This is a genomic window from Flavobacterium endoglycinae, from assembly GCF_017352115.1.
Taxonomy (GTDB): domain Bacteria; phylum Bacteroidota; class Bacteroidia; order Flavobacteriales; family Flavobacteriaceae; genus Flavobacterium; species Flavobacterium endoglycinae.
Map to the genome: position 1 here is coordinate 229,875 of NZ_CP071448.1, position 12,082 is coordinate 241,956.

Annotated in this window: 5 protein-coding genes and 1 pseudogene; 3 read left to right on the forward strand and 3 right to left on the reverse strand. The window is 35.3% G+C overall.

Annotated elements, in window-relative coordinates:
- Positions 1–98 precede the first annotated feature (98 nt).
- From J0383_RS00945 to J0383_RS00955, 3 genes are all read left to right on the forward strand, one after another.
- Complete coding sequence (locus J0383_RS00945; protein ID WP_239023207.1) at positions 99–1,241, forward strand: cytochrome-c peroxidase; 1,143 nt, start codon at positions 99–101, stop codon at positions 1,239–1,241.
- Between the two features lie 343 nt (positions 1,242–1,584).
- A complete protein-coding gene (locus tag J0383_RS00950; RefSeq protein ID WP_207296587.1) occupies positions 1,585–2,235 on the forward strand; it encodes a VOC family protein in 651 nt (216 codons plus the stop codon).
- Positions 2,236–2,312: 77 nt separating this feature from the next.
- Positions 2,313–3,902, forward strand: coding sequence for a hypothetical protein (locus J0383_RS00955; protein ID WP_207296588.1), 1,590 nt, complete (start codon positions 2,313–2,315; stop codon positions 3,900–3,902).
- Positions 3,903–3,941: 39 nt separating this feature from the next.
- Here J0383_RS00955 and J0383_RS00960 read toward each other — a convergent pair whose 3' ends face one another.
- The 3 genes and pseudogenes from J0383_RS00960 to J0383_RS00975 all read right to left on the reverse strand — a co-directional run bounded on the left by J0383_RS00960 (position 3,942) and on the right by J0383_RS00975 (position 12,030).
- Positions 3,942–5,942: a heavy metal translocating P-type ATPase gene (locus tag J0383_RS00960; protein ID WP_207296589.1), complete on the reverse strand. Its 2,001-nt coding sequence runs from the start codon at positions 5,940–5,942 to the stop codon at positions 3,942–3,944.
- A gap of 399 nt (positions 5,943–6,341) precedes the next feature.
- Positions 6,342–7,604 carry an efflux RND transporter periplasmic adaptor subunit gene (locus J0383_RS00965; protein ID WP_207296590.1) on the reverse strand — a complete coding sequence of 421 codons (1,263 nt, stop codon included), beginning with the start codon at positions 7,602–7,604 and terminating at the stop codon, positions 6,342–6,344.
- 13 nt (positions 7,605–7,617) lie between these two features.
- Positions 7,618–12,030: pseudogene (locus tag J0383_RS00975) on the reverse strand (CusA/CzcA family heavy metal efflux RND transporter).
- Positions 12,031–12,082: the final 52 nt, after the last annotated feature.

The following is a 12,082-nucleotide window of genomic DNA, read 5'->3' on the forward strand; positions in this document are numbered from 1 at the left end:
GGTTTCAGGTTTCACGTCTCGCAATAACTTGAAACCTGAAACTTGAAACGTAAAATCTGAAACATCAATAAAAACCAAAAACGTAAAACACAAAAAAATTGAAAAAACTAATCTTCCCTATTCTTTTCCTGCTAAGCTTAACGGCTTATAAAAGTGTGGAAAATCCTGATTACATCGATATTCAGGAATTACGAAAATTGTATTCAAGCGGAGATACATCGAAATGGCCGGCGGCACAATTACATGAAAACATCGATAAATCGAAATTTGAAGATATCGGCGTACTACCTGCTGTTCCGTATCCTGCATATAACCCGTATTCGAAGGAAAAAGAAAGTCTGGGAAAGATTTTGTTCTTTGACCCGAGATTATCACAAAGCGGACAAATTGCCTGTGCATCCTGTCATAATCCAGAATTGGGATGGACGGATAATTTAACCCGTTCTTTTGGCCACGACCGTCAAACCGGAAAACGCAATTCGATGACGATTTTAAACTCGGCATATGCCACTTCTCTATTTTGGGATGGACGTGCCAAAAGTTTAGAAGATCAGGCGCAATTTCCAGTTCAGGATCCGTTAGAAATGAATGAAAAACTGACAATTGCAGTTGATAGAATTGCTAAAATCAAAGGCTATAATTCGTTATTTACAGATGCTTTTGGAGATAAAAAGGTGACTTTAGAGCGTATTCAATATGCCATTGCCACTTTCGAAAGATCGATTAATAGCCCGAAAAGCAAATTTGACCAATTTGTAAGCGGAAAATCAGATATCTATACAGATCAGCAGGTAAAAGGCCTTCATTTGTTTAGAACAAAAGCGCAATGCATCAACTGCCATAATACGCCTTATTTCAGCGATAATAAGTTTCATAATGATGGCCAGACTTTATTCGGAACTAAAAATGAAGATTTCGGACGTTATAATGTAACCAAAGACGTAAAAGATATTGGCAAATTTAGAACGCCAACAATCCGCGAAGTGGTAAATACAAAACCGTGGATGCATCACGGACATTTTCCAACTTTATTGGATGTTGTTGAATTCTACAATTTAGGAAATCCATCTCCTGTACAAAAGAGATATCTAGGAACAGCAAGAGACACCTTAATTCCCAAAGCAGATCCAATGCTAAGAAAACTAGACTTAAACAAAGAAGAAATTAGTGATTTGCTGGCTTTTATCGAAACATTAAGCACACCAACCCGAAGAATTATAATTCCTGAAATGCCCAAATAATTTAGTTGATGATTTGCATTTGCCCCAAAATCTGCAAATTTATTAAGCCCATTTCTTGTTGTGAAACGGGCTTTTTTGTTTAGAAATAAAATCAACAATTTGCAATTTGATCTCAATTTGTAAATTATAATCTGAAAAGATTTTTCGATAATCTTGCAACAAATACGGTTTGTTTTTTCATAGCTTTATTACATAATTTAAGACACCGTTTAATGCTAATCAATAATTATTTACTATTCTTTTATTGATACATAAAATACCGCTGTAAGCTTTGGTATTACTGGCATTTAGTACATTTGTCTATCACTCAAAAGAAGCCTCTTCTTTTACAAAATTTATAGTTATGAGAATAGATCAGATAGAAATCAAAACAAACGATATTCAAAAAACAAAAGCTTTTTATCAAAACCTTTTTGGACTTTTCATTCTAGAAAATGATCAAAAATCGATAACGTTTCAGGCCGGAACTTCTATTTTAAAATTTGTTGAAGATCCTGGCTTTAATTCTATATATCATTTTGCTTTTAATATTCCTGCGAATCAGCTTGAAGAAGCCATTCAGTGGTGCCAAGATAAAGTTGATTTAATTGTTTTAGAAGATGAAAGTGTTGTAACTCATTTTGAAAACTGGAACGCGCATTCGATTTATTTTTACGATCACAATGGAAATTTACTGGAATTCATCGCCCGACATGATCTTAATAACGAACAAGTTGGCGAATTCAACTCTGCTTCCATTTTAAACATAAGCGAAATTGGTATTGTAACCGAAAACCCTCTGGAACTGGGAAATCAATTAATCGAAGAACACGGATTACATTTCTTTTCTCAAAATACAAATACAGAAAAATTTGCCGCTATTGGCGATCATCACGGTCTATTAATTTTAGTACAACCAACTCGAAATTGGTATCCAACACAAATTCCCTCAGAAAGCAATCCAACCGAAATTACATTAGAGAATGATGAAAATATAATTAATCTTAAATTTTAATATTCAAATGCAATATATTTACCAAGTGTTTCAGATTTAATAAAATATCATAAAGTAAATAAATCAAAGAGTTTTGAATGAAGAAATTATTTAAACAAATCATTTTATTGCTGATTTTCACAAGCAATTTTGCAAACGCACAATTACAAGATTTGATTTTACAAAAGATAATTGATAATAAACTTATTGAGCCAAAACAAATACAAGATTTTGAAAAAAGTCAAAATCGACTACAAACAAAAAACACCACTTCATATTTGTATGGATTATTTCAATGCGAATATAAAAGTACAACCGGAAATTTCTTTTCTGAAATAGGATCAAACGATATTTTTGATTCACAAAAACTAACTGAAGAACAACAAAAAAAAGAAAACGAAAATCTTACTGATTATCTTTTAAAACTTAAAAAATGTGAGCTTCTTACAGAAAAACAGAAGCAGTATTTTCAGCAGAAAATAAACGATAATTCGTATAGTTACAAACTTCAATTTATCAGTGACATTACCTTTAAGGCTTTCAAAGCCGATTATATGGCTCCACATAAACTTAAAGAGTTTGCAGATCATCTTAAGGAATATAGAATAGTAGACACCAAATATCAAGATCTTATTACTGCGATAGATGAGGAAAAAATAAAGGAACCTATTGATTTTCTTCTTTACTGCGAAAAAGCTACAATTATTGATCCTAACAATTATTCCAATAAACCCGAAGAATATTTAGAAGCAATTCATAAACAAACGGCTTCATTATTACCAGAATTGGCTTATACCGATTTTGAATTTAAAATCATATCAGATGATGAAATGTCTTCTGGAGATAGCAATTTTTTAAATTTTATAGTTTCTATCCGATCTAATGGAAAAGTTTATAAGCAAAAAAGTTTTTATAAATACAATAAATTATCTGAAAACGATTTTTTTGAAAATAAAATAGATTATCAAAAGTATTATCAGATATTCAATAAAATTCTTAATGACTTAAATTTTGCCTACAGACTTCATGTAGTTCCTGTATACAATGAAAACAAAACGAATCAAATTTTTGGAATAATGGCTTTAGATAAGGAACAAGGAAAAATTCTGTCTGAACGAATTTCTTATATTATGCCTTATTCGGAAGATTTTAAAAACAAACCAACAAGTCAAGAAATTGAAAATGCACTTGAAGAGTTTACTAAAAATGGTTTATTTTCAAACTTAACAGCTGATGAAATTGAGCGAGGAAAAGAAGTTGTTGCAGAAATGGATATTCAGGAAAATAGTGAAATTGTTTCTGCTTTTCCAAATTTAATTTATTCGTTTGATACAGAACTTGGAAACTTAGAAGATCCATACGCAGAATTAGTGAAAGAATTTGCAAAAATCTCTGATAATGAATTCAATCCTTCTGATATTTCTAACCAATTTGACTTTCCAAAAAAGAAAAAAACAACTTTAAAATTTAAACTGGGAAACAAATCTTATTCTAAAACTTTAAAAATAGATAACGATTGGATTGATTTTAATTTTTTTGATTTCATAAAATCTGTTGTAAATGAAAACAACTTAAAAGGTCAATTTTATAAAATTTATACAGGAGATCAAATTGCTAAAATTGTATATCTCACCAAAAATCAATATAATTATTTCAGAGCAAATAAACTTCTTTTATTTACAGATTGAGTAGAAGAAGATTTAATTTCCTTCTGCTAAAAATTTGCATTAAAACTTCATTCTCTGAATCCTTACCGCATTCAAAATTGCTAACAGCGCTACACCGACATCTGCAAAAACAGCTTCCCACATAGTCGCGAGCCCACCTGCTCCAAGAATTAAAACAAAGGCTTTTACAACAAAAGCCAATATAATATTCTGCCAGACAATCTTTTTCGTTTGTTTTCCAATGTTGATTGCCATTGCAATTTTGCTTGGTTTGTCATCTTGAATTACAATATCGGCGGTTTCGATTGCGGCATCGCTTCCTAAACCTCCCATTGCAATTCCAACCGTACTCAACGCAATTACAGGCGCATCGTTTACACCATCGCCCACGAATGCAATTGTTTCGTTTTTGGCTTTAATTTCGTTGACTTTATTCACTTTATCTTCTGGAAGCAGATCTCCAAAAGCTTTTGTAATTCCGAGTTTATCAGCTACAAACTGAACCACATTCGATTTATCACCGCTGAGCATCGTCAGTTTTACACCTAAAGAATTTAGTTTAGAAACGGTTTCTTTAGCATCTTCTTTAATTTCATCGGCAATTGTTAAATAGCCCGCAAATTTACCTTCGTAAGCAATGGTAATTGTGGTGTAAACGATAGTCGATGGGTCAATATCATACGAAATATTGAATTTATCGAGAAGTTTAAAATTACCAACATACAATTCTTTTCCGTTGTAAGAGGCTTTTAATCCGTGTCCCGAAATTTCTTCAATATCTTTCAATTCAACCGAAGAATCGATTGGTCCGACATGATTATGAATCGCTGTTGCCACTGGATGCGTGCTTCGACTTTCTAAAGCGTTAACCAGTTTTAAGATTTCGCCTTTATCAAAATCAGATTTTATTATGACTTCCTGAACTTTAAAAACGCCTTCTGTCATAGTTCCAGTTTTGTCAACCACTACATTTTGGATTGTCGAAATACTATCTAAAAAATTACTTCCTTTAAATAAAATTCCGTTTTTACTTGCAGCGCCAATTCCTCCAAAATACCCCAGCGGAATACTGATAACCAATGCACAAGGACAAGAAATAACTAAGAAAACCAATGCTCTATATAACCAGTCGCTAAAAACGTAATTGTCCACGAAAAGCATCGGAACTAAGCAAATTGCAATTGCCAAGTACACTACTATTGGTGTATAGATTTTAGCAAATTTTCGAATGAACAATTCTGCTGGCGCTTTTTTGGTTGTAGCGTTTTGTACCAATTCCAGAATTTTAGACAATTTACTATCGTTGTAAGCGGTTGTCACTTTTACTTCGGTAATTGTATTTCCGTTGATCATTCCTGCCAGAACGGTTTCACCTTTCTTTTTAGTATCAGGTTTACTTTCTCCTGTTAAAGCTGCAGTATTAAAGGAAGCCGAATCCGATAATAATTCACCGTCTAAACCTAACTTTTCCCCTGCTTTTAGCTGAATAATCGCTCCAATCTGGACATCTCTGGCCTTGATTTTTACTGCAACATTGTTTTCTAAAACATGAACCTCATCAGGACGTTGATCCAAAAGACTTTTAATGCTTGATTTTGCTCGGTTAACCGCCATTCCCTGAAAGGTTTCTCCAATGGTATAAAACAACATAACCGCAACACCTTCTGGATATTCACCAATGGCAAAAGCTCCAATTGTCGCAATACACATGAGGAAAAATTCCGAGAAAATATCTCCTTTCACAATACTTTCGTACGCTTCACGAAGAACTGGAAGCCCAACGGGAAGATACGCAATCGCATACCACACAATTCTAACATATACTGTAAACCAATCCTGCGGAATATAGTTATCAAAACCAATTCCGATTATCAGTAAAACAAAAGATATAATCGATGGCAGAAACAGTTTAAAAAGCCCTCCTTCTGCATTGTGTTCGTGGTCGTGTCCTCCGTGATCGTGTCCATCATTATCAGAATGTGCAGGTTCGTCATGAGAGCAGCAACAGGTAGGTTTGGCTTTACTTTTTGTGTTTTTTACTTCTTTATCTTGATGTATCATTTTGAATTTCAAGTTTAAAATTTCAGGTTTAAAGTCTCTGAAACTTCATTAAAAATTATGTCCTAAATTTAATCAATTTCTGTCGATTTTTTTGCCACGAAGACACAAAGACTCTAAGTTTTTTTTGTTTCACGCAGATTAAAAAAGATTTAAGCTGATTATGCAGATAATTTTAAATTAAATCTGCTAAAATTTGCAAAATCTGCGTGAAATAAAATCTTTTCAAACTTTCTATCCCGATAATTTTTGAAGTGTACAAAATTTCTTTTTGAATTGCCTCCAGCTAAAGCTGGAGGCAATTCAAAAACTTTGCGTCTTTGCGTCTTTGCGAGCATATTTGACTCCAGCAAAAAAACTAAGCATCTTAGTATCTCAGAACCTCAGCATCTTCAAAAAAAATCAATGCGTATGCTCTCCTCCGCCCTTCATTGCAGAAAGCAGATAAAAAGCACCTTTCGTCACAATTTTAGCATTGAGGGGAACATCATTTACAAACTTAACTTCGGTAAAACCTAAATCAGTTGTTCCTGGAATTACTTCTATTGCTTTAAAATGAATTTCCTCTTCGTGGGCTTCTTCTTTTTCTCCCGCTTTGTGATCGTGTTTTTCTTCAGCATGTCCCTGTTCCTGCATGAAAACGAAATATTTATCAGCATTTCTTACTACGGCGTCTTTTGGCAACGCCGGAACGGTCGCATTCACAATATTAATATTTGCCGAAACGTACATTCCCGGAATCAATCCTTTGGCATCAGCTGGATCAATTTTAGCATGAACAGCAACGGTTTTACTTTCGTTAGAAAAAGATTTATTAATTCCGAAAATCTTTCCTTTAATCGATTTATTGGACTGATTTGTTAATACGAAGTCAATTACCTGACCAATCGAAATGGAACCTAAATCTTTCTCATATACATTCAAATCCAAATGCATCTGGCTGTTGTCGACTACTTCAAAAAGCGAAACTCCTGTATCGGCAAAAGCGCCTTTCGCTATATTGATTTTCCCCACATAACCGTTTATTGGCGAAACAATTGGCACTACCGAAGTTGTTCCTTTTGTATTGACATGCAAAGCATCCAGCTTATTTTTTGCAGCCTGCGCACGCGCTCTTTCTGCTGCTAGTTTGGCTTTTACTTCTTGAAAAGTCTTTCTCGGATTCACATTTTCGTCGCTCAACGTTTTCTGACGATTGTATTCCAATTGCAGATATTCCACATTCGCCACAGCCGATTGGTAATCTTCCTGCATTCCGATAACTTCCAGATTTTGAATAGTGGCCAAAACTTTTCCTTTGTTGACATAGGTTCCTTCCAAAACAAAAATGTCTTTTACCGTTCCGCCAATCAAAGTCGAAACTTCAGCCGAATTTTGCGGAGGAACTGTAGTGTAGCCATTTGCCTTGATGATTTTATTCAGGTTTCGGTTTTCTACCATACCCGTTTCAATGCCTACAGTTTTGTATTGAGAAGCCGTTAAAGCAACTTCTGTCGTTTCTTTTTCTTCTTCCTGCGGCTCTTCGGTTTTCTTTTCATTACAGCTTTGAGAGGTAACCGCAAAGAGCGCTAAGAATACGCAAAGCACACCAAGTTTTATTCCCTTGCGCTCTTTGCGCTTTTCCTTTGTGCTCTTTGTGGTTAAATATTTAGATATATTTTTCATTTTTAATTTATTTTTAATTGCTCTTAATGGTTGGAAATTGAAGTTCGATTGCACTTTGATTGTAGCTGTGCGTTGCCTCTGCAAATTGCTTTTTAATATCAATTGCCTGATTTAGAAAACTGATATACGACCAATAACTCATATCGCCATTGGCATAACTTTTCTGGGCCGTTTCAATAATCTGATTGGCATATTGGGATCCTTCATTTTGAAAATAAGCTAAATTTTGCTGCTGTTTTTCGAAGTTATTTTTCAATTCTTCCTTTTGCAGATTCAACATCATTTTGTTCTTATCTAAAGCCAATTGTGATTGTGAAACACTAATTTCAGCCGCTTTTGCTTTGGTTGTATTCACACCTCCAAAAAGTGGAATCTGCAATCCTGCCGTAAAACCTTGAAATAAAGATTCTGTATTAATGGTTTGCGCAAAATAACCTAAACCTACTTTCGGTGTACGCAACGCTTTAAAAGTTCCCGCTTCTTTTTGATAAACCAAAATCTGTTGCTGATACAAATCGGTCATCAAAGTCTCGGCTTTTGTATTATCCTGATTTTCTATAAAAGTATATTGTAAAGCGGTATTAGAATCAGGAACAATATTTTCATCGGTATGAATAAAAAACTGCAATTGTTTTTGATAAATGGCCAAATCATATTCTAACTGTAATTTCTGCGTTTCAATTTCCTTTACCTTGGCTTTGGCGCTGATCACTTCAATGTTGCCGCTTTCTCCTGTTTTAAAACGCAGTTCGGCATTCTTTAAGAATTTCGTGTAAATATCATTCAATTCTGAATTGAGTTTCTGAATCGAAACGCCATACAAATATTGATAATAGGCCAATGTCACCGCTTTTTCGATTTCATATGAAGACAAAGCTTTTCGTTTTTCAGCCAATTTTGCCAACTCTTCCTGCAATTGTCGGTTGGCTTTTGTGATATTTCCTAACGGAAAAAACTGCTGTACTGAAACATTATGATCGTAATCGGCGCTATTGAACTGACCGCCTTGATACTGCACCTGCAATGGATCGGGCTGAAAAGCGGCTTTTTTAAGAACAGTTTGTCTTTCGATTTCTTTATCGGCTATTTTTAAGTCGATGTTGTTTGATTTGGCCAGTTCTATTGCTTTTTCTAAGCTTATTGATTGTTGGGCAAATGTTATAGTGCTTCCTAATAGAAATGCACTTAACCGCAAAGTTCGCAAAGGTTTTTTCGCAAAGTTCGCAAAGGTTTTAAACTGTATTTTATATATTGAATTCATTCTTTTTCTTTTTAAAATTTCTTAGCGTTCTTCGCGTAAATCTTTGCGAACTTTGCGGTTAAATCCACGCTCAAGCAATAAATACAAAATCGGTAAAACGATTAAGGTCAATAATGTCGCTGAGAGTAATCCGCCGATTACTACTGTGGCTAATGGTTTCTGTACTTCTGCTCCGCCGCTTGTGGATAATGCCATTGGCATAAATCCTAATGAAGCTACGGCAGCGGTCATTAAAACAGGACGTAAACGTGTCTTGGTTCCGATAATAACTCTTTGAAACGCATCTGAAATGCCTTCTGTTTTTAATTGATTGAAATACGAAATCAGTACAATTCCGTTTAAAACGGCAATTCCGAATAAGGCAATAAAACCAATTCCAGCCGAAATGCTAAACGGCATTCCTCTCAGCGAAAGCGCAAAAACACCTCCAATGGCCGATAACGGAATCGCACTAAAAATAAGCAATGCTTGTTTGACGCTTTTAAAAGTGAAATACAACAAAACTAAAATCAATCCTAAAGCAATTGGTAAGGCAACCGAAAGTCTTTGTGAAGCTTCAATCAGATTCTGAAACTGTCCGCCATAGGTTACGTAATAACCCGCAGGAAGTTTAAAACTTTTGTCCAGTTTTGCCTGAATTTCTTCAACAACGCTTTTAATGTCTCTTCCGCGGACGTTTAATCCAACGGTGATTCTTCGTTTTCCATCTTCGCGGCTAACTTGTACAGGACCTTGTTCATATTCCACAGAAGCAACTTGAGAAAGCGGCACTTGCTGGCCACTCGGAAGCGGGATAAACAAATTGCTGACATCGGTAATATCGCCTCGATTGTTTTCATCCATTCGTACCACCACATCAAATCGTTTGCTTTCGTCGTAAATCTTTCCTGCAACCTCACCTGCAAAAGATGAACGGATAATCTGATTGATGTCTGAGATATTCAGTCCATAAAGCGCAATTTTATCATAATCGTATTTGATAGTAATCTGCGGTAATCCTGTTACTTTGTCGGCTTTTAAATCACCAATTCCGTCGATTCCTTTTATTTTCGAAATTAATTCCGTGGCTTTTGCATCCAGAATCTCCAAATCATCACCAAAAATCTTAATCGCAATATCAGATCGGCTTCCTGTCATTAATTCGTTAAAACGCATTTGGATAGGCTGAGAGATTTCGATATTCGCTCCTGGAATAATTTCCATTTCTTTTTTCATGGCATTGGCAATCTCTTCCCAATTGCGGTATTTACCTTTCCATTCCTTTTTGTCTTTTAGAACAATAATCAAATCCCCGCTTTCAAGAGGCATTGGATCGGTCGGAATTTCACCACTTCCTATTTTGGTTACAATAGTTTTTATTTCGGGAAATTTAGCTTTCAGAATCTGTTCGTATTTGGTGGTGGTTTCAACCATCTGCGAAAGCGAACTTCCTGTCATAATGGTGGCATTAATTGCCAAATCGCCTTCTTCGATTGTGGGAATAAATTCGCCTCCCATATTTTGGAAAATGAAAAACGCTAAAGCGAATAATCCAATGGCAACAGAAAGCACGACTTTTTTAAATTCTAAAGCTTTTTTCAATAACGGCGTATAGTGACTTTCTAACCAGACAATCATACGGTCGCTGAAATTTTCTTTGTGTTCTGTTTTTTTCGAAAGAAACAAAGCGCTCATCATTGGAATATACGTCAGTGAAAGAATAAAGGCACCTATAATGGCAAAACCAACCGTCATTGCCATTGGTTTAAACATTTTACCCTCGGTTCCAATCAAAGCTAGAATTGGCAGGTATACTATTAATATAATAATCTCACCAAAAGCGGCACTATTCCTAATTTTTGACGCTGAATTGTAAACCTCAACATCCATTTCTTCCTGCGTCAATTCTTTTTTGTTTTTGAATTTCTGCAGATGATGCATCGTGGCTTCAACAATAATAACAGCTCCATCGACAATAATTCCAAAATCTATCGCGCCAAGACTCATTAGGTTGCCGCTTACGCCAAAGGCATTCATTAAAATCACGGCAAACAGCATCGCTAACGGAATAACTGAAGCTACGATTAATCCTGCACGAAAATTTCCTAAAAACAGAATCAGGACAAAAATTACGATTAATGCTCCTTCTAACAAATTCTTAGCAACAGTTTTAATAGAATTATCTACCAGTTTTCCTCTGTCAATAAAGGCTTCTGCTACGACTCCTTCTGGAAGGCTTTTATTGATTTGTGCCATTTTTTCGTGAACACGATTTACAACGGCGCTGGAGTTTTCTCCTTTCAGCATCAAAACCAATCCAGAAACGATTTCGCCTTTTCCGTCTTTTGTTGATGCTCCATAACGCAATGCTATACCTTCGCGCACCTGCGCTACATTCCGAACCAAAACCGGCGAACCGTTTCGGTTTTTGACTACTACATTTTCAAGGTCTTTTACGCCTTTTGCCATTCCTACACCGCGAATGAAATATGTGTATTGATCTTTTTCAATATAAGCGCCTCCCGTATTTTGATTGTTTTTTTCTAAAGCATCAAAAATTTCGGTAATCGTAACGCCTAAACTATTCAGCATATTGGGATTTACGGCAATTTCGAATTGTTTTAGTTTTCCGCCCCAAGAACTTACTTCGGCAACACCTTTTATTCCCTGCAATTGCGGAATAATAATCCAATCTTGAATGGTTCGCAGTTCGATTGCGCTGTATTTGTTTTCGTAGCCTTTCTTCGCATATACGTCATATTGGTAAATTTCTCCAAGTCCTGTAGAAATAGGTGCTAATTCGGGAGAATTTACATAATCTGGAATGTTTTCTTCGGCTTGCTTTAAGCGTTGGAATATCTGCTCGCGCGCCCAGTAAATATCTACATTGTCTTCAAAAACAACGGTTACCACTGATAATCCGAAACGAGAAATACTGCGAAGTTCTATGACATTTGGAACTGTTTTTACAGCTCTTTCTAAAGGATAGGTAATTAATTGTTCGACTTCCTGACTGGCCAATGTAGGTGCAGTCGTAATAATCTGCACTTGATTATTGGTTACATCTGGCAGTGCATCAAGTGGTAATTTTTTAAGTGAATAGCTTCCCCAAGCAATAAGCGCAAGGGTAAACAATAGTATGACGAATTTATTTCGGATACTAAACTGAATGATTTTATCTAACATTTGAATCTATAATGACGTGAGAAATTAGACAATTAAATTGCCTGTAAACGTG